Origin of the sequence: Gardnerella massiliensis, from assembly GCF_003408845.1 — a bacterium.
In the GTDB taxonomy this organism is placed as follows: Bacteria; Actinomycetota; Actinomycetes; order Actinomycetales; family Bifidobacteriaceae; genus Bifidobacterium; species Bifidobacterium vaginale_H.
In genome coordinates this window covers 115,355-136,313 of sequence record NZ_LRTV01000001.1, presented here as the reverse complement: position 1 = coordinate 136,313, position 20,959 = coordinate 115,355, and the positions used below count along the sequence as shown (strand labels likewise).

12 protein-coding genes and 1 tRNA gene are annotated in these 20,959 nt (G+C 44.1%); 8 read left to right on the top strand and 5 right to left on the bottom strand.

All coding sequences use genetic code 11. The features are described from left to right. Positions 1 to 288: 288 nt before the first annotated feature. The 3 genes from AXE77_RS00490 to AXE77_RS00480 all read right to left on the bottom strand — a co-directional run bounded on the left by AXE77_RS00490 (position 289) and on the right by AXE77_RS00480 (position 5,417). Positions 289 to 2,982, bottom strand: coding sequence for an ABC transporter permease (locus tag AXE77_RS00490; RefSeq protein ID WP_116711631.1), 2,694 nt, complete (start codon positions 2,980 to 2,982; stop codon positions 289 to 291). Positions 2,983 to 2,999: 17 nt separating this feature from the next. Continuing rightward, complete coding sequence (locus AXE77_RS00485) at positions 3,000 to 3,839, bottom strand: ABC transporter ATP-binding protein (protein WP_116711630.1); 840 nt, start codon at positions 3,837 to 3,839, stop codon at positions 3,000 to 3,002. A gap of 255 nt (positions 3,840 to 4,094) precedes the next feature. Further along, positions 4,095 to 5,417: an O-acetylhomoserine aminocarboxypropyltransferase/cysteine synthase family protein gene (locus tag AXE77_RS00480; protein WP_116711629.1), complete on the bottom strand. Its 1,323-nt coding sequence runs from the start codon at positions 5,415 to 5,417 to the stop codon at positions 4,095 to 4,097. Positions 5,418 to 5,782: 365 nt separating this feature from the next. Here AXE77_RS00480 and AXE77_RS00475 point away from each other — a divergent pair, with 365 nt between their 5' ends. The 5 genes from AXE77_RS00475 (at position 5,783) to AXE77_RS00455 (ending at position 11,905) form a co-directional block, all read left to right on the top strand. Continuing rightward, positions 5,783 to 6,367, top strand: a complete 585-nt coding sequence (locus AXE77_RS00475) for a YraN family protein (protein WP_116711628.1) — start codon at positions 5,783 to 5,785, stop codon at positions 6,365 to 6,367. Then, positions 6,367 to 8,013 (top strand): YifB family Mg chelatase-like AAA ATPase, encoded by a 1,647-nt coding sequence (locus tag AXE77_RS00470; RefSeq protein ID WP_116711627.1) that lies wholly within the window; start codon positions 6,367 to 6,369, stop codon positions 8,011 to 8,013. The genes AXE77_RS00475 and AXE77_RS00470 overlap by 1 nt, the downstream gene beginning before the upstream one ends. Further along, the gene (dprA, locus tag AXE77_RS00465) at positions 8,010 to 9,656 is read left to right on the top strand and encodes a DNA-processing protein DprA (protein WP_116711626.1); all 1,647 of its coding nucleotides are present in this window, start codon (positions 8,010 to 8,012) and stop codon (positions 9,654 to 9,656) included. Before AXE77_RS00470 ends, dprA begins: the two co-directional genes overlap by 4 nt. 38 nt (positions 9,657 to 9,694) lie before the next feature. Then, positions 9,695 to 11,710, top strand: coding sequence for an FAD-binding protein (locus tag AXE77_RS00460; RefSeq protein ID WP_116711625.1), 2,016 nt, complete (start codon positions 9,695 to 9,697; stop codon positions 11,708 to 11,710). Positions 11,711 to 11,818: 108 nt separating this feature from the next. Beyond that, positions 11,819 to 11,905, top strand: a tRNA-Leu gene (locus AXE77_RS00455). Positions 11,906 to 12,079: 174 nt separating this feature from the next. Here AXE77_RS00455 and AXE77_RS00450 read toward each other — a convergent pair. Beyond that, a complete protein-coding gene (locus AXE77_RS00450) occupies positions 12,080 to 12,808 on the bottom strand; it encodes a GntR family transcriptional regulator (RefSeq protein ID WP_116711624.1) in 729 nt (242 codons plus the stop codon). A 261-nt stretch (positions 12,809 to 13,069) separates the two neighbouring features. After that, the gene (guaA, locus tag AXE77_RS00445; protein WP_116711623.1) at positions 13,070 to 14,632 is read right to left on the bottom strand and encodes a glutamine-hydrolyzing GMP synthase; all 1,563 of its coding nucleotides are present in this window, start codon (positions 14,630 to 14,632) and stop codon (positions 13,070 to 13,072) included. Positions 14,633 to 15,054: 422 nt separating this feature from the next. On the opposite strand from guaA, the gene AXE77_RS00440 reads away from it, so the two are divergent. The 3 genes from AXE77_RS00440 to AXE77_RS00430 all read left to right on the top strand — a co-directional run bounded on the left by AXE77_RS00440 (position 15,055) and on the right by AXE77_RS00430 (position 20,928). Further along, positions 15,055 to 17,532 (top strand): phosphoketolase, encoded by a 2,478-nt coding sequence (locus AXE77_RS00440; protein ID WP_116711622.1) that lies wholly within the window; start codon positions 15,055 to 15,057, stop codon positions 17,530 to 17,532. Positions 17,533 to 17,820: 288 nt separating this feature from the next. Further along, positions 17,821 to 19,527, top strand: a complete 1,707-nt coding sequence (gene pta, locus AXE77_RS00435; protein ID WP_116711621.1) for a phosphate acetyltransferase — start codon at positions 17,821 to 17,823, stop codon at positions 19,525 to 19,527. A gap of 171 nt (positions 19,528 to 19,698) precedes the next feature. Continuing rightward, positions 19,699 to 20,928, top strand: coding sequence for an acetate/propionate family kinase (locus tag AXE77_RS00430; protein WP_165846008.1), 1,230 nt, complete (start codon positions 19,699 to 19,701; stop codon positions 20,926 to 20,928). Positions 20,929 to 20,959: the final 31 nt, after the last annotated feature.

The following is a 20,959-nucleotide window of genomic DNA, read 5'->3' as shown; positions in this document are numbered from 1 at the left end:
TTTATTCGGAATATTTCCGGCAAAACTTGTTATTATGAATAATAATCGTATTATTTATCCAATTTCTTAATTAAAAAATAAGACTTAATTACATAATATTCATTTAATTAAATAATTATACGTAAAAATTTTCTAAAAGTAATAACGATAATACAAATTTTTTTCTGCGTGTCAAAAAGGCTTAAGAAAAAGATAGTGCCGGCACGTAAAATTTACACACCGGCATTATCTTTATTTTCTGCAACTTAACTTCTACAGACTATCTTTCACATATAGTTTTTGCGAAATTTAGTCCTCCGCGAGCGCAACTACTGGCGAAGACTTCACTGCTCTACGAGCTGGAAGCACACTGGAAAGAAGAGCTGCAAGCAAAGCGATTAGAGCAAGAACCGCGTAAATAGTCCAATCAACTACAAACGGAACTTTGCCAATTACGCTAAACACCATGTAGGATCCAATCCACCCAAACACTGTTCCAACAATCAAGCCCGAAACAGTGCTTGTTAAGGAAATCAATGTTGCTTCCAACGCAAGTGACCTTCTAACCTGTCCTCTTGTCATGCCGATTGCGCGCAAAGTTGCAGATTCTTTAGTTCGCTCAATAACAGACAAGCTTAATGTGTTTGCAACACCTATCAAAGCAATCACAACAGCTACTGCTATTAAGCCAACAAGCACCATCATCATTGCGTCGATAGCACTCTCCCACTTTGCCCGCTCAAACACGCTTCCAGTAGACATAACCTCCGCATAGCTAGATGTAACATTTTGAATGTTTTTAGCAATATCTACAAGATTAGCTTTGCTAGAATCTACCGAAATAAGCAGCATATGCGTTGTAGGCTTAAGGTAGTTATTGAAGTAGGATTTGCTCACAAAAGCAGTATTATTTGAATACACACCAACATTTCGATACGTCTTAAACTGAACTTGCTTTACAGTAATGCTCTTATCGTTATTACTAGAGTCTGTATTCATGCCAGTAAATGGCGTAATATTGTTACTGTCTGTTTCACCAGAACTGTACTTTTCTACGTAAGCTTGTAGACTAAGGTTTCCTTTTTTAAGCTCAAAAGGCTCTCCACCTTCTTCATTAAACTTAGGCAAAAGCACAGAATCTTTGGTTATATTGACGCCATCAAGATCAGTGTGCATTACATTTCGAAGTTGATCTGCATTATCAACTCCAGCTGCCATAGCGTACTCAGTTTTGCCCTTAGCGTTCTTAAAAGTCATAGGAACTGCAGGAAGCAACTCAGTATGCTTTATTCCACTAATCTTTGAAATATCGGCAGCTAAAGACTCATCAACATTCTTGCCTTGAATAATAATGTCAACACTGTAACGGTCATCAACAACACCTTTAAGAGTTGCTTTACCGCAGATTGCGCCAGTTACTACCGTTGAAACAAGCGTTACGCCAATAAGCAAAGCCGTTCCAGTTGCAGCAACTCTTCTAGGGTTTCGTTGCACGTTTGCGTTGGCAACTTTAGATGCAGGCCCACAAAGTGCCATGATTGCGCCAGTTGCCTTCATAGCAAACGGCATCCAGAATGTTGCTGTAATAATAATTCCAATAAACACAAGCGCGCATCCAAAAACTGCCACAAGCAAAGTTCTCCAAGAGTCAGCACCAGCATTAGGCGACTGCTGAGCAATCATGCTTGCCAAAGAAGTAGCACTTAAAGCCGTAAATAAAATACCTACAACAATAAATAGAACGCCAAAAACAGAGCGAAGAATGCTTGCACGTTTATCTTTAATCAAATCCATTGGTCGCAACGCTTCCATAGGCGTTACTTTTGTAGCAGATCGAGCAGCACCCATAGATGCAAGAACTGTTACAATCGCACCAATTACTATTGGCCACACAATCGCCGGAAGTGAAACAATCAAAGGAATTTTAGATAATGGTCCAGAATTAATATTCAAGTTACTAATTGCGCCCATAAATCCTATTGCGCAAAGCACGCCAATAGCCGCAGAAATAACTCCAAGTATTGCAGCTTCAAGCAAAACTGCCGCATAAAGCTGGTGCGATTGTGCGCCAATTACGCGCAAAAGCGCAAGAGTGCGTCTGCGTTGAGCAACCAAAACTTGGAATGTGTTTGCTATAACAAGCGAAGAAATAAGCAACGCTAGAACACCAAAAGATAGCAAGAACATAGTCACAAAATTAGTGCCGTTGGACACATTTCTAACAGCTCTTACACCAACTTCATGCCTAGACATAAGAGAAAATTGCTCTGGAAGCAAAGCGCTAATCTTAGGAGATAAATCGTTTATTTTAGATTCATCAATGCTCATGTATACTTTACTTTGCACAACTTGATTATCAAAATTCTTAAGATTGTTGAGTTTTGCACAAAAATCGTTCGTTACGCCGCCAAGATATATGCCACGATTTGAAAATGATATTTGAGAATGTTCTCCATCTTCAACAAGACCAACCACACGAACATCGTACGATTTTTCTTTATTTCCGCCAGTGTCATCTACTTTAACCAAAGTTATAGTATCACCAATATTTGCATGTATGGATTTAGCAATACTTTTAATAAGCGTAATTTCGCCTATTTCTTGCGGATCTCTACCTTCTGTTGATTTATACACAGGAAGATTTCCATACAAACCACTAGACCAAGCAATGCTCGTAACTGATTTATCACCTTTTTCTACTCTTACAAGCGCAGTCGCATCGTCACTGCGAATACCGTTGACACCATGCATCTTCGATATTTTGTCTAAATGAAGGTCTTTATAATGAATTCCACTATTCGGAGAATTGTTAGAGCTTTTAGATGAGATTGCATAATTTGCGCTATGGAATTCTTCCGTTGCATTGCGAACCATCAAGTCGTCAACACTGTTTACAAAAAGCAAAGTAGCGCTCATAAACATGCTGCCTATAAGAATTGCAATTCCAGAGGCGATTAGCATGCGCACGCTTTTACGCATAAGTTTTAGCGCGATTTTCCACATTCTAACTTCACCACCTTTTATTGCAATTGTGCAGGCTGATTATTAATACCAGCTTCGCTACGCTCCATAAGCATCTTGCTCATGCCTTCTGCAGTAGGATTTTGCACGTCTTCAACAATTTGACCATCTGCAAACACAATTGCTCGATCCGCGTAAGAGGCTGCAACAGCATCATGCGTAACCATAATCACGGTTTGACCAAGCTCCGTTACAGACTTCTTCAAAAAATGCAAAACTTCTGAGCTGGAAGCAGAATCGAGATTTCCGGTAGGCTCATCCGCAAAAACTACGGAAGGCTTAGAGATTAAAGCTCGCGCAATTGCAACGCGTTGGCGCTGACCACCAGAAAGCTCGGCAGGCCTATGCTTTAAGCGATCTTGCAAGCCAAGAGTATTAACCAAAGTATTAAACCATTGCTTATCTGGCTTTTTACCTGCCAAAGTAAGAGGCATAAGAATATTTTGCTCAGCACTAAACATTGGAAGAAGATTAAAACTTTGGAAAATGAACCCAACCATTTCGCGTCGCATAAGCGTAAGCTGCTTATCGCTCATGCCTGTAATATCTAGGCCATCAACCAAAACTTTTCCAGAATTAACGCTGTCAAGACCAGCCAAAGAATGCATTAAAGTTGACTTTCCAGAACCAGAAGGACCCATAATTGCAGTAAACTTACCACGCTCAAAACTAACGCTAACGTCTCGCAAAGCGTGAACAATGCCTGCACCCTTGCCAAAATCTTTAACAACATGCAAAGCTGCAACCGCAGTCTCGCCAATCAAGTTTTGGTTAAAATCTTCTTTGAAATCTAAGCCATCGTCTCCATCGTATGAGCTTGTTTCGTACGGACTGTTCATTCCTGCTCCTTTTCTTAAAAAATAGTGATCGCATAGTTATCTATTGCTAATACTTAAATTTACGGGAAAAGACTGCTGGTTACTATCGTACGTAAGGCGGAAATTATTGAGAAAAAATTAGTATCTCATCCTAAAGTATGATGCGCAAATTTACAAAATATACACAAAAAATCGGAGCGCATACAAATACGAATGCGCTCCGAATAAAATGGTAATGAATCTTCAGGAATACTTTTCTTACAATTATTAGACTATTTAAGCAAGCCCCGCCTTACGAACTGCGTCAAATCCACGCTGCAAATCAGCAAGAATATCGTCAATATGCTCAGTTCCAATAGACAAGCGAATAGTGCCTTCATGAATGCCTTGATCTTCCAATTCCTCAGGAGTTTCCTGAGAGTGCGTAGTAGAAGCAGGGTGAATAACCAATGACTTCACGTCAGCAACATTTGCAAGCAGTGAGAAAAGCTGCAAATTGTCAATAAATACGCGAGCTGCATCCCTTCCACCTTTAATATCAAACGTGAAAATAGAGCCTCCGCCATTCGGGAAGTAACGCTTATAAAGCTCGTGATCAGAACGACCTTCAATAGAAGGATGACTTATCGACTCAACTTCTGGCACAGTTTGCAAATATTGAACAACTTTCAACGCATTCTCAACGTGACGCTCAACACGCAAGCTCAAGGTTTCCGTGCCTTGCAAAAGCAAGAACGCAGCGAACGGGCTAATGCAAGCACCAGTATCGCGCAAAATAATCGCACGAATACGCGTCACAAAAGCCACAGAACCGAGAGCATCATAGAAATTCAAACCATGATAGCTAGGGTCAGCTTCCGTAAGAGTTGGGAATTTTCCAGGAACTTTAGCCCAATCAAAATTGCCGCCTTCAACAATAATTCCGCCAAGAGTTGTGCCGTGTCCGCCAATAAACTTCGTAGCAGACTCAACTACAATATCTGCACCATGCTCAAGCGGACGGAACAAGTATGCAGTTGCGAAAGTATTGTCAACAAAAACAGGAAGATTGTGACGGTGTGCAATCTCTGAAATAGCCTCAAAATCAGGCAAGTCGGCATTAGGATTACCAAAAGTTTCAAAGTACACGAGCTTCGTATTCGGCTGAATAGCATCCTCGAAGTTCTGAGGATTCTTAGGATCCACAAAAGTAGTTGTCACACCATCTCGAGGAAGAGTATGACGAAGCAAGTTATAAGTGCCACCATACACATTCTTTGAAGAAACAATATGATCGCCCTGCTGTGTGATGTTACGGATAGCATAATCTACGGCGGCCGCGCCAGAAGCCACAGCCAAAGCCGCAGTACCACCTTCAAGAGCCGCAATTCTGCGCTCAAAAACATCCTGAGTAGAATTCGTCAAACGGCCATAAATATTTCCAGCGTCACGCAAATCAAAACGAGCAGCAGCATGATCAAAATCGTGGAACACGTAGCTCGTCGTTTGATAAATCGGCACTGCGCGAGAATCAGTTGCAGGATCCGCCTGCTCCTGACCAACGTGCAACTGCAAAGTTTCAAAATGATACTTTCCTTGCGTTTCTTCAGTAGCGCTCATAATACCCCTCCAATGTGGCGACTGTGTTTTACAAAGCAGAACAGTTCGAATCCAATTAAGCTCGCACCAAATTAAGTTCGCACTCAATTAAGTTCGCGCTCAATTAAACTCGCTTATTTTTCAACATTCTGCTTATGCGTTTAATTTCAGTGATAACGACAATATGACAGTTACCAACGTTCGTACATAGCCGCGGTTATCAAAATTAGCTATAACGAATTCACAACTTAAACAAAATAAGGAAAATCATCTACTAGAAAACGAAAAATATAAGAAATTTCCCAAGACAACACGCCGTAGCAAGCTTTTAACCACAATGCACTAAAAAACTAGATTCCACCCAGTAGGGCGAAGAAAATAGCAACATGACTACACAAAAACGCATTATTGACAGTGAGATTATCGCACTAGACGATATTGAGGACGTTACAGACGTTACAGACGTTACAGATATTGAGGACGTTGCGACCGTTCAAGAACTCTTACGAGAAAAACTTGAACAAGTTGCCCAAGAGTTGCAAGACAGCGCATACGACAGCAAAAGCTTGGGCAAACTTGGAGAAAACTACGCGACACTACGACTTATGCAACAAGGTTGGCATGTTCTTGATACGAACTGGCATGCTCACCACGGTGAGCTGGATATCGTTATGCTTACCCCCGAACAAACAGTGGTGTTTGTGGAAGTAAAAACGCGACGTACCACACAATATGGCACTCCTCTCGAAGCAATAACTCGCCAAAAGCGAAGTAAACTGCGCGAAACGGGAATGCAATGGATTAAAGAATTTGGCAAAAACATACCGCACTATCGTATTCGTTTTGACGCCGTATCAATTCTTATTATTAACAAACACACGTACCCTGATTCAGCATACGAACTACAAGCTCGAGAAGAAATCGAAAACAACCAACCAATTCAATTTATTCATATCCCAGGAGCATTTTAATGAACATCGGAAACGCAGTATCAATAGGCTTAATCGGCTTAAAAGCATTCACCATCAAATTACAAGCTTTTATCTCGGGAAGCATGCCCAACTTTTCTATTATTGGACTTCCTGACACCGCCTTAAGTGAGGCACGAGAACGCGTAAAATCAGCACATCTCGCTCTTCACTGCAAATGGCCGGAAGGACGAGTAACTGTTAATCTCTCCCCTGCTTCCATGCCTAAAAGCGGAGCATCATACGACTTAGCAATTGCTGCAAGTATCTTAAGCGCAGAACATTATATTCCACTTTCCGAGCTGGAAAATACCGTTATTTTAGGAGAACTGAATCTTGACGGCACAGTACTGCCAATTCAAGGTATGCTTCCCATTGCACTTTACGCCAAAAAACAACATGTCAAGCGAATGATTATTCCTCAAGAAAATCTTGCCGAAGCACAATTGGTAGATGGCATTGAATCAATTGGAATACACCATATTCTTGACTTAATAACGCAATTGCACGGAAAATTACAAGAAGAATCGCTGAAACTTATCGAAGCAGACCCAGCATATCAACATATGCAAATTCGAGAACGATCCGAAGATTCGGCGCAAGATGGAGAATTTTCAGCAGAACTATCCGATCAAATATCTTCACCACTTCAAATCGACTCAGCTCACGAAATTGGTGACATGTCTGAAGTTATCGGACAAGAACACACCAAATGGGCATTACAAGTAGCCGCAGCTGGCGGACATCACGTAATGATGATAGGGCCACCCGGCTCCGGTAAAACCATGCTCGCCTCACGAATACCAAGCATTATGTGCCCTCTTAACGAACAAGAACAGCTTGAAGTTGCCTCAATTCGTTCACTCTGCGGCACACTCCCATACTACGGAATTAGCGACATACCGCCATTTGAAGCACCTCACCATACTGCTTCAGCAGCCTCTCTTATTGGCGGCGGCACAGGAATCGCAAAACCTGGTATTATTACGCGCGCACACTGCGGAGTATTGTTCATGGACGAAGCGCCAGAATTTTCACCTCGCGTGCTGCAAACCTTACGAGAACCGTTGGAATCAGGCCATATTGCTATTGCCCGATCACAAGGAACAACACTATACCCAGCTAAATTTCAACTGGTAATTGCTGCAAACCCTTGCCCTTGCGGATATGCTTACGGAAATGGCGAGCGCTGCACTTGCAAAGAGCGAGAGCGCGCACGATACTTTTCTCGACTTTCCGGACCTATTTTGGATCGCATTGATATCCAAATGGACGTTCCTCCTGTAGAAAGAATTATTATGCCAGAGCAACGCCAGCAACATACTCACGCGCCAAACGCAAGCTCTGATGCCCCTCTTACCAGTGAAATGATGCGAAATAACGTAATGACGGCACGAAATATTGCAAGAGAACGTTTTGCAAAACAAGGTTGGGATTGCAATGCTCAAGCTTCCGGCACCTGGCTAAGAAAATACACTTCGCAGCAAGCCGTCGCTTTAATTAATCGTTCTCTCGAAAGGCATCAATTGAGTTTGCGCGGAGCAGATAGAGCGCTACGACTCGCATGGACTTTAGCGGATCTTTCAGGACACACTTCACCAGATATAACCGATATGGCACAAGCAATTAGTTTAAGGACACGAATATGAGCAATCAGCAAACACCTAACGGGAAGAAAATTAACACCGTAGATAACGACATCGTTATAGATGAAGAAACGTTAGCTCGCGCAATACTCACCTTCTGTCTTGAAGGTGCGGACGCTATTATGTATACGCTTTTACTCGGCTCCTCATGCGCAAAAACCATAGTTACCTTGTTACACAAGATCACAACAAGTTTTCTTAATAAACAATTGGTAAACGAAGCTCAACAAATGCAACTTCCCTTTGCAAGTCAAGAATTAAATGAAGACAAGAATGAAACTTCTGAAAGCACATCGTCCAGCAAATGCAGTAAAAACCAGAAATTAGTAACCGATATGTTGCGTTGCGTACGCGAACATGGCGCGCTTACTACACTAGATGACTATTTCAAAAAGGGGCTAAAACTGTGGGGTTATCGTAATAATAACGCTCCACAATCACTTGACGCATTTCATACAACACTTGCAAAATGGTGTATTCGACTGACGTATCTACCCACTTGGGAGGAAGCTGATTTACTCGACTGGTTTACTTCATCAGGTAAACAATGGATTATCGCACCACACAGCAAGTATTGGCCTAAGCAATTACAAGATTTGGCTTTCCATAGCCATTTCTCGCCTCCACTATGCTTATGGGGCATTGGCGACCCTCACGCTCTTACGCAGTGTCGCAATCCTCTCGCCATTGTAGGATCGCGCTCCTGCACAGATTACGGAAAAGAACTCGCTTATCAGTTTGCATACGACTGCGCTTCAAAAGGGCACACCGTTATTTCTGGCGGAGCATACGGTATCGACGCTGCAGCACATTGGGGTGCAGTTGACGCACAAGAAGAAGCATTAGAAAACCAAGCTATTGGGAAAACTATTGCAGTATTCGCAGGCGGTTTGAACCATATAGGCCCACAAAGCAATATGCAACTTTTTGAACATATTATTGCAAATTCTGGAGCCTGTATTAGCGAACTCTGCCCGGACACCACTCCTGTAGGTCATCGTTTCTTACTCAGAAATCGAATCATAGCAGCTTTAGCTTCAAAGGTTATCGTTGCACAAGCGCGACTGCAATCCGGAGCATTAAATACAGCAACTTGGGCCAGCGAACTCAACCGTGAACTTTATGCAATACCGGGAAATATTACTCATCCTCATAATGCTGGCTGCAATAAACTTATTCACGACGAACAAGCAATTATGGTGTGCTCTAGTCAAGATATTGATACACTCTTTCCGCAATCTCACCATTACATTGCTAACGTAACTGCTCCGCGCCACGACGCAACCGGCACGAATGTAGCAAACGGCACGAACGACGCGAACAGCACGAACAAAACCAGTACCAGGAGTACTAGTGGCGACGATACTAATCCAGCAACTGGTACCGTTTTACAAACGCAAGATTCCATACACAACTATACGGAAATTCAGAAGCAAATTATTGAAGCAATCTCAATATGTAGACGCAAACATGAACACGCAAATATCGATACCATTTACGAAATCATCAAAAGTAAACAACAATCCTCTAATACCGCCACGCCATCAGTTGCAGAAATATCGGGCGCTATAACATTACTTGAGTTGGAAGGAGCTCTTAAGCAGAATCGAGAAAACTTAGTGCTTATACAACAAAAAGTAGCGTAATATGCGACACAAGACGATGGTTATGAGAAAATAAGACTATGCAATCAGATGACAACCAATCTACAGTTCGCAAAGCGACAGAATACTCCCTAACTAACTCACCGTTATGTTCGCACAATACCGCAGCTTCACCAGCTTCAGATGAGCATTACGATGCGATTATTGTTGGCGCAGGAGCAGCAGGACTTTCGGCGGCACTTGGATTGGTGAAATCCCCAGCATACGACGCTATTAGAAAGCAAGGAAAGTCACCTTCAATTGTAGTAATTTCTAAGCTCCCTTCACTTCGTTCACACACCGGTTCAGCAGAAGGCGGAATTGCAGCAAGCTTAGGTAATGTTGAACGTGATACTTGGCAGTGGCATTATTACGATACCGTTCACGGAGGCGACTGGCTGAGTGATCAGGATGCGGCGAAATTACTTTCTCAGAAGGCGCCACAGACCATCATTCAACTGGAACATTACGGAGTAGCTTTTTCTCGTACACAAGACGGGCATATTAATCAACGTCGCTTTGGTGGGCATACTGCTCATTTTGGCGCGCAACCCGTGCCACGCGCCGCGTTTGCCGCCGATCGTATAGGCCACCAAATTTTGTACAGCCTTTGGCAGCAATGCGTTGCTGAAAATATTACTTTTGAAGAAGATTGTTATGTAACTGACATAGCCATAAGTAGTGATAAGAAAAAAGTTGAGGGAATACTTGCTTTTGATCTTGCACAAGGACGTTTGCGCACACTGCACTCAAACTTGGTGCTTGTTGCTACCGGCGGCGCTGGAAGACTTTTCGCCACCACTTCTAATTCATGGGATTTAACTGGCGACGGCATGGCATTGGCGTTACAAGCGGGATTGCAGATTGAAGATTGTGAGTTTATTCAATTCCATCCTACTGGGCTTGCGCACACGGGAATACTACTGTCGGAAGCTTCGAGGGCGGAAGGAGGTGTGCTTCGCAATGCTCAAGGTGAAGCATTTATGAAGCGTTATGATGCCGTTCATGCGGATTTGGCGCCACGCGACGTAGTTGCGCGCGCCATTGCTCACGAAATACATGAAGGCCGCGGAGTATATGATTCAACTGACATTCACAGAGAGTACGCGCAAAAAGACTGCGTTTGGCTCGATATGACGAATATTGATAAAACTTATATGGCTGAAGCACTACCGCAGGTCAGTGAAACCATTGAACAGTACGCACATCTCGATCCCGCACACGATTTAGTACCTATTCGTCCTACAGCCCACTACACCATGGGAGGAATACCTATTACACTTTGCGGCGAAGTGTACACTTGGAGCGATGGCAAACAACATATTGTTCAAGGCTTGTTTGCTGCCGGAGAATGCTCATGCGTTGGAGTACACGGAGCTAATCGTTTAGGCGGAAATTCTCTACTCGACGCATGCCTTTTTGGTAGTCGCGCAGGAGCAGCAATGGCTGAAACGCTCGCCAAAAATAGTAATGGCCTCAATAACGACCCGCAAAACACTACGATGCACAGTCTTTACGAGCAACGCAATTTTGAATTGAACCATTTTATGCAAGAAGCAAAGGAAACGCAGGAAATACAGAAAACTCAAGAGACTCAAGAAACTCAAGAAATAAACGAAACACATCTTATCGGAGATAATCCTTACGAATTGTTTACCGCTTTAGGCACCATTATGGAACGTTCCGCCGCAATAGCTTGTGACGCAACATCACTAAACGAAGCATTACACGAAATTCAAACCTCCCTAATTCCACGTATTAATGCGCTTCGCCTTCATAGTAATACGTTAGTTTTTAATCAAGAACTTATTGCAATATGGGAAATACAGCATCTAGTTACGCTTGCTCAAAGCGTTTTGCGCGCTTCACTCGCACGCCACGAATCCCGCGGATCCTTCTTAAGAAGAGACTATCCAGAGCATGACACTAACGCGCTACCACAACATTCATTTATTAATTCTGAAGGAACTGTAACCAATAAATCCGTTACTATCATTGATTTCAAACCTGACAGCAACGGAACTTTTCAAGTTAATAAAAGCTTGTTACAAGACTAAAAAGTAGTGTTTTATTGCACTTTCAATAAAAAATTCGTAAAATTTTCAACACGCCGAAGCATGAAACAGAAAAAGATGTTATAGTCATATCTGTTGCTTAAAACACCCGTCCGGGTGGCGGAATGGTAGACGCGCTAGCTTGAGGTGCTAGTGCCTATTTGTACAGGCGTGCGGGTTCAACTCCCGCTCCGGACACAGATTGAGTCTTGCTGAGAAATCGGCAAGACTTTTTTGTTATCTAACGATACGCGCAATAAAAGGGCTATAGGTCAAAGGGGTTATAGGCCAATAAAATTGCGCTCGCTATAAGAATGCGAGCGCACACTATTGCAACTAATTATTTGCTTACTACTAACTGTTTGCTTAATACTAACTGTTTGAATGTAGATGGAAGCAAATCTCGCCAGAATTTGGAGTATACACAGCAGCACCAAAAGCAATAATCGTGCCGAATCTATCTTTAACAGTAGACTTTGCGGCAATTGCTGGAGTTTCTTGTTCAAGATGGAGAACCTCCGCCATCCTGCCACAGACACGTTCAATATGTACAGATACTTCGCTTTCTACCAACTGCACTGCATACGCTTGATACAAGAAATCAGCCAAGGATTTTTCAGAAAAATCCTGAGTCAATACTTTAGGAAAACGCGAAGCCGACAAATACAACACACTGTAACGAGACAACACGTCGTCAATATATCGCAAACGCTTTAAACAAATGAGCTCCTCGGTTGGTTTTAATCCCAAGTTCAAAGCAGCGTCTTCATCTTGAACAACATCATTTTCTAGCACTTCAACACGTATCAATGCATCAGGATCGCAACTCTGCTCATAAAATCCTTGCGCACGGTCAGAAATTATCTCTTGATGTCTACTGTTGATAACTGCAGGTGCTCTGAATGTTCCTCTACCCTGCTCCCTTATCAACAAACCTTCAGTAATAAGATTATCGACAGCATGCCTTAGCGTAATGCGACTTACATTGTATTGGCGGCATAACTCAATCTCCGGAGGCAATTGTTCATTTGCCACCATTGTATCAATACGCGCACGCAAATTATCTCGTACAGCAATATATTTTGGTACGCCATCAACCATAAAAATAACTCCTGAAATTTCCTAGCCCACACGCATCCCAGTTGCATACAACATACTGCCACGTCAAGCTCTCACATCCACTCGTCTCATCGTATCAGCCATTGTAAGCAATGCACAATTCGACATGCTGAAAACAAATAACATTACCGCATACTTTATGATCGGCAGTATTATCGCATTACGCAACAATGCTACCGCTCACAAAACATAGCGACGTGATGAAATCACGCGGTTCAAACAATGTGTTTGAAATGACTAATTTTATTCCCATTCAATAGTGGCAGGTGGCTTAGAAGTCACGTCAAGCACTACTCGATTAATCTGACGGCATTCATTTGTAATACGAGTGGAAATTTTCGCCAATACATCGTAAGGCACGCGCGACCAGTCGGCAGTCATTGCATCCTCGGAGCTTACCGGACGGAGTACGATTGGAGAACCGTATGTGCGCTCATCCCCTTGCACACCAACAGAATGAACATCTGCAAGTAACACAACTGGGCACTGCCAAATATCTCGATCCAAGCCGGCAGCAGAAAGCTCTTCACGAGCAATAGCATCAGCTTCACGAAGTACTGCCAGACGCTCACGCGTAATTTCACCAACAATACGAATACCCAAACCAGGACCAGGGAACGGCTGACGCCACACAATAGCATCAGGCAAACCAAGCTCGGTACCAATAGCGCGAACTTCATCCTTAAACAACGTACGCAACGGCTCAATAAGCTTAAACTTTAAGTCTTTTGGCAAACCACCAACGTTATGATGAGACTTAATATTGGCAGCACCGTCACCACCGCCAGATTCCACGACATCTGGATACAGGGTTCCTTGCACGAGGAATTTCACTTCTGCTCCGGTTTTACCAGCCTCCTCAATAACTTGACGCTGAGCCTTTTCAAAAGTGCGAATAAACTTTTCACCAATAATCTTGCGCTTACGCTCCGGCTCACTTACACCTTTAAGCGCATCCAAAAAGTCATCTTCTGCATCAACTGCAATAAGCTTAATACCAGTGGCTTCAACGAAATCATGCTTAACCTGCTCAACTTCACCTTTACGAAGCAAACCGTGGTCGACAAAAACGCAAGTAAGCTGATCACCAATTGCTTTATGCACCAAAGCTGCTGCAACAGCAGAATCCACGCCGCCAGAAAGACCACAAATAACTTGTGCGTCACCAACTTCTTCACGAATTTTAGCAACTTGATCTTCAATAATATTGGAAGGATTCCAATTGTTATCTAGTCCTGCACACTTATGTAGGAATGTAGATATAAGCTCCTGGCCAAGAGGCGTGTGCTTTACTTCAGGATGCCATTGCACGCCGTAAAGCTTTCGATTCGCGTCTTGCATTGCAGCAACGGGTGCACCTTCAGTGTGAGCTAACACGGTGAAACCTTCTGGAGCACGTTTAACGGCTACCCCATGGCTCATCCAAGTATTTTGTTCAGAAGGAGAATTTGCAAGCAAGCCCTCAGAATCGTCAATAGTTGCGGAAGTTTTGCCGTATTCGCCAAGTGCAGCTTTATCTACATCTCCACCAAGCTCGTGAGCCATAACCTGGAAGCCGTAGCAAATACCGAGTACTGGCACTCCTGCATTAAAAATCTTCGGATCAATATCTGGCGCGCCTGGTTCATACACGGAAGCAGGGCCGCCGGAAAGAATAATGGCCTGAGGATCTTTAGCAAGCATCTCATCTACTGGCATAGAATGAGGAACAAGTTCTGAATATACATTTGCTTCTCGCACGCGACGAGCAATAAGCTGAGCATATTGAGCGCCAAAATCAACGACAAGCACTGGTCCTTTTGCCATGATTCTCCTTCTAATATTGGTACACAGTATATATGTGTAACTGACGTAACTTCTACCATTGTGTCGTGCACAATCAGCAAATAATCGAAGCTTAAATACAGTATTATAGTAGGGTTGCTTTGAGACGAGGGACTATATTATGTGTCATCGTATAGTGCCTATTAAACTAAAAAACGGATATATTATGAATAAATAAACATGAAAATGCACACTTTCGCTACAAATGTGCCATTTTTTTACAACATAAGAACACATTTTTTCAACAAAAACGCACGTAGAAGTAACCAAATGAACAAAAGTCAAACGATGCAACTATACTGAAACGGATGGAAAAAGAGCTGTAATACATTTGTTTTCCAGACTCTATAACCAAATGGTAATGATCAAATTGCACTGAAAAGTGCTTGAGTACAGGAGTACACATGACGAGTCCTGTTATTGGCACACCTTGGAAGAAGCTCAACGCTCCAGTTTCCGAGGCTGCTATCGAAGGCGTAGATAAGTACTGGCGTGTTGCCAACTATCTTTCAATCGGCCAAATTTATCTTCGTAGCAACCCTCTAATGAAGGAGCCGTTTACTCGCGAAGACGTTAAGCATCGTCTAGTGGGTCACTGGGGTACCACTCCAGGCCTTAACTTCCTTATTGGCCACATTAACCGTTTCATTGCTGAGCATCAGCAGAACACTGTGATTATCATGGGTCCAGGCCACGGCGGCCCAGCTGGTACTGCTCAGTCCTACCTCGACGGTACTTACACCGAGTACTATCCAAAGATCACCAAGGACGAAGCTGGTTTGCAGAAGTTCTTCCGCCAGTTCTCTTACCCAGGTGGTATTCCTTCTCACTTCGCTCCTGAGACCCCAGGTTCCATCCACGAAGGTGGCGAGCTTGGTTACGCTCTCTCCCACGCTTACGGCGCTGTCATGAACAACCCAAGCTTGTTCGTTCCAGCAATCGTCGGCGACGGCGAAGCAGAAACCGGTCCTTTGGCTACTGGCTGGCAGTCCAACAAGCTTGTCAACCCACGTACCGATGGTATCGTTCTTCCAATCTTGCACTTGAACGGTTACAAGATTGCTAACCCAACTATTCTTTCCCGTATTTCCGACGAAGAGCTTCACGAGTTCTTCCACGGCATGGGCTACGAACCATACGAGTTCGTTGCTGGCTTCGACGATGAGGATCACATGTCCATTCACCGTCGCTTCGCCGACATGTTCGAGACCATCTTCGACGAGATTTGCGATATCAAGGCTGAAGCTCAGACCAACGACGTAACCCGTCCATTCTACCCAATGATCATCTTCCGCACCCCTAAGGGTTGGACTTGCCCTAAGTTCATCGACGGCAAGAAGACTGAAGGCTCTTGGCGTGCACACCAGGTGCCACTGGCATCTGCTCGTGATACCGAAGCTCACTTCGAAGTCTTGAAGAACTGGATGAAGTCCTACAAGCCTGAAGAGCTCTTCAATGAAGATGGCAGCATTAAGGAAGACGTTCTTTCCTTCATGCCAAAGGGCGAACTCCGTATTGGCCAGAATCCAAACGCCAACGGTGGTCGTATTCGCGAAGACCTTAAGCTTCCAAAGCTCGAAGATTACGAAGTTAAGGAAGTTAAGGAATTCGGTCACGGCTGGGGTCAGCTCGAAGCTACCCGTCGCCTTGGTGTTTACACCCGCGACGTAATCAAGAACAACCCAGATTCCTTCCGTATCTTCGGACCAGATGAGACCGCTTCCAACCGTTTGCAGGCTGCTTATGAAGTAACCAACAAGCAGTGGGACGCAGGCTACCTCTCCGAATTAGTCGATGAGCACATGGCAGTTACCGGTCAGGTAACCGAGCAGCTCTCCGAGCACCAGATGGAAGGCTTCCTCGAGGCTTACTTGCTCACCGGTCGTCACGGCATTTGGAGCTCTTACGAGTCCTTCGTACACGTTATCGACTCCATGTTGAACCAGCACGCAAAGTGGCTCGAAGCTACAGTTCGTGAGATTCCATGGCGTAAGCCAATCTCCTCCATGAACTTGTTGGTATCCTCTCACGTATGGCGTCAGGATCACAACGGATTCTCCCATCAGGATCCAGGTGTAACTTCTGTTCTTTTGAACAAGACCTTCAACAACGATCACGTTATCGGCATTTACTTCCCAGTAGATTCCAACATGTTGCTCGCTGTTGGTGAGAAGGTTTACAAGTCCACCAACATGATCAACGCAATCTTCGCTGGTAAGCAGCCAGCTGCTACTTGGCTGACCCTCGACGAAGCTCGCGAAGAGCTCGAGAAGGGTGCTGCTGAGTGGAAGTGGGCATCTAACGCTAAGACCAATGACGAAGTTCAGGTTGTTCTCGCTGGTATCGGCGATGTTCCACAGCAGGAATTGATGGCCGCTGCCGACAAGTTGAACAAGCTTGGCGTTAAGTTCAAGGTCGTTAACATTGTTGACTTGCTCAAGTTGCAGTCCGCTAAGGAAAACAACGAGGCTTTGACTGACGAAGAGTTCACTGAGCTCTTCACCGCTGACAAGCCAGTCCTTCTCGCTTACCACTCCTATGCACATGACGTTCGCGGCTTGATCTTCGATCGTCCAAACCACGACAACTTCAACGTCCATGGCTACAAGGAGCAGGGCTCCACCACCACGCCATACGACATGGTTCGCGTTAACGACATGGATCGTTACGAGCTTACCGCTGAAGCATTGCGCATGGTTGACGCCGCTAAGTATGCCGACGAAATCAAGAAGCTCGAAGACTTCCGTCTCGAAGCCTTCCAGTATGCAGTCGACAATGGTCTCGATCACCCAGACTACACCGATTGGGTGTGGCCAGGCGTTAAGACCGACAAGCCAGGCGCTGTCACCGCTACCGCTGCAACCGCAGGCGATAACGAGTAGTTTTAAGCTATTAAAGCTAAAACTGGTTAGATAAAACATTCGGGAGTCAATCGAAAGGTTGGCTCCCGTTTTTATATATAACAAGTAGCAAGCAATAAAGCTTGTTTGGATTAGTTCCCAAACTATACGTGACGAAATTCATATCTCGCAATTCATATTTCGTGCGTGTATAACGTGAAAAAGCCGTACAATAGAACAAGTTTGTTCATATTGTAAAGCCTACAAATGTTCGCAAATACTATATGAAAGCTCATAATGCAACACGAAACGTATCAAAGGAGAAACATCGTGTCACACCTCAACGTAACGATTATTGGCAACGAAGATATGCTTGGACGCAATGCCGTCGCGCTTGGTGTCACCAAAGCATTAGTTAACCATTATCACACTACTATTTTTCGACCATCTGCACAGCTCAACGACGATTTTACTAACAATCTTCTTCGCATTACAAACACGCCAACCACAGTAGAACAAGTTATATCAAAAACCCCTGAAACAATTTTATCTCATAAAGAAACAGTTCGCGGAGATATTGTTGCAAGGTATCATGAAGTATTAGCTACCACTGACGCTCAAGCCTCAGTTATTATTGCAAGCGACGCAACACCAATTTACGACCCTGACTTATTTACTTTTGACGCAACCGTTGCAGCAGACTTGGCCTCACCTGTATTCCTTACGGTTTCTGCTAAAAATAGGGATGCTCAGCAAATTCTACAAACTATTGACGCAGCTAATGCTTGTATTCTGAAATCCTGCACACAAGTTTTAGGAGTATTCGTTACCGGTTGCAGCGAAGGTTTAGGCTCAGAATTAATGCGCGACTACACTGCCAGGAATTATGCAAATTCTAGCGAAGATGCAACGCGAGTAAGCCAAATTCCATTATGGGTGCTTCCACAATTAGAAAATGAAACAACTGAATGCGCATTACAAACATTTGCTAGATTCGTAAACGAAAATGACGTTATCAATGCACTCCGTCAACCGTATAATGCCCCTATTACCCCGTATGCATTCCAATATAGTTTGCTCGGCAAAGCAAAAGCAAGCAAAAAAACTATCGTGCTTCCAGAAGGCGAAGAAGATCGTATTTTGAAAGCAGCAGACTATCTGCTTGAACGAGACATTGTAAATATTATTATTATTGGAGAACGTGACACTATTCTTGCACGCGCAGAAGAACTAAATCTCAATTCTCTTCACAAAGCGAGCTTCCAGTCCATGCACGACGAAGCAATGCTTAGTCACATGGTTGCCAAACTGTGCGAGCTACGAGCTAAAAAAGGCATGACAGAAAAACAAGCACGCGAGCAACTTGCTGACGCCAGCTATTTTGGCACAATGCTTGTTGTACTAGGTCAAGCTGACGGCCTCGTTTCTGGATCTATAAATTCAACAGCAAACACCGTACGCCCAGCATTGCAAGTTATTAAAACAAAGCCAGAATCCAAGCTTGTTTCCGGCGCCTTCCTTATGTGTTTCAAGGACCACGTGGCAGTATTCGCAGATTGCGCAATTAATCTAAATCCAAGCGCAGAACAGCTTGCTGACATTGCTATTCAATCCGCAAACACGGCTGCATCCTTCGGCATTGAACCTAAGGTGGGTATGCTTTCTTACTCCACACTAGGCTCAGGCAAAGGCCCAGACGTTGACACCGTAGAGGAAGCAACGCAGATAGTCAAAGAAAAAGCTCCCGATTTGGCAGTTGTCGGTTCTATTCAGTTTGATGCCGCTTGGTCACCTACCGTAGCTGCAACTAAAGCAAAAGATAATCCTGTTGCGGGTCACGTAAATGTGTTCGTGTTCCCTGATTTATGCGCCGGAAACATTGCATACAAGGCTGTACAACGTTCCAGCGGAGCATTAGCAGTTGGACCTATTTTGCAAGGATTAAATAAGCCTGTTAACGATTTATCTCGAGGCGCATTAGTGCAAGATATTATAAATACCGTTGCTTTAACTGCTATTGAAGCACAATCGGAATGAGGACGTTCAGCTAAATTTAAGAAAATAATTACAAAGTAATACCTTAAACACGACCTATACTGAGTAAGTTCCTACAATGCGTAAAATAACTCTCCGTATTGTAGGAACTTAAAGGTAAACTAGAGCGTGGCAATTTACAAGCCTTATCAATACTTTATGGAGGATGCCCACATGGCAAAAACCGTTCTTGTTATCAATTCTGGTTCCAGTTCGATTAAGTATCAGCTCGTTGACTTGGAAAGCGGCGAAGGTCTCGCTTCCGGCATCGTTGAAAAGATTGGTGAACCAGTTGACGGCCACTACAAGCACGTATTCAATGGCGAAAAGCATGAGTTCGATGAGCCAGTTCACGACCACGAGCAAGGCTTAAAGCGCGTACTTGGATTCTTCGAAGAATATGGTCCGAAGCTTTCTGAATCCGGCATTGTTGCTGTAGGTCACCGCGTTGTTCAGGGTGGATTAACATTCCCTAAGCCTGCATTAGTCAACGAGAAGACGATTAATAAGGTTAAGGATTTGGCAGTTTTGGCTCCACTCCACAACGGCCCAGAAGCTGTTGGCGCTGAAGTCATGACTGAGCTTTTGCCAGATGTTCCACAAATTATGGTATTCGATTCTTCGTTCTTCCATGCTTTGCCACAGGTTGCAGCAACTTACGCTTTGAATAAGGAAATTGCAGACCGTTACCACATTCGTCGTTACGGCGCTCACGGTACTTCTCACGAGTACATTGGTTCCGTAGTGCCACAGGTTGTTGGCAAGCCAGCAGAAGGTCTGAAGCAGATTGTTTTGCACATTGGAAACGGCGCTTCCGCTTCTGCTCAGATTTCTGGCAAGCCAGTTGAAACCTCTATGGGCTTAACTCCACTCGAGGGTTTGATGATGGGTGGTCGTACTGGCGATATCGATCCGGCAGTAGTGTTCCACCTTATTCGTAACGCTCACATGAACGTGGACGAGCTTGACACTCTCTTCAACAAGCGTTCCGGCATGATGGGTATGACCGGCCACGGCGATTTGCGCGATATTCATAAGCTTATTGCTGAAGGTGACGAGAACGCTGAGCTTGCTCTCGGCGTATACGTACATCGCATTGTTGGTTACATTGGCAACTACACTGCTCAAATGGGTGGCGTTGACGTTATTACCTTCACCGCTGGTGTTGGCGAAAACGATGAAATTGTGCGCGCGCGCGTATGCGAAAAGCTTGAGCCATTCGGTGTTAAGCTCGATAAGGAAAAGAACCTTGTTCGTTCTAAGGAGCCACGCGTTATTTCCACTCCAGATAGCTCTGTGATTATTGCTGTGATTCCAACGAACGAAGAGTTGGCAATTGCACGCAAGGCTGCAGCTATTGCTGAAGCTGGCGAGGACAGCTACGGCAACAAGTTTGAGCGCTGAACAGTTTCGCTAAACAGAGCGAAATAATAAA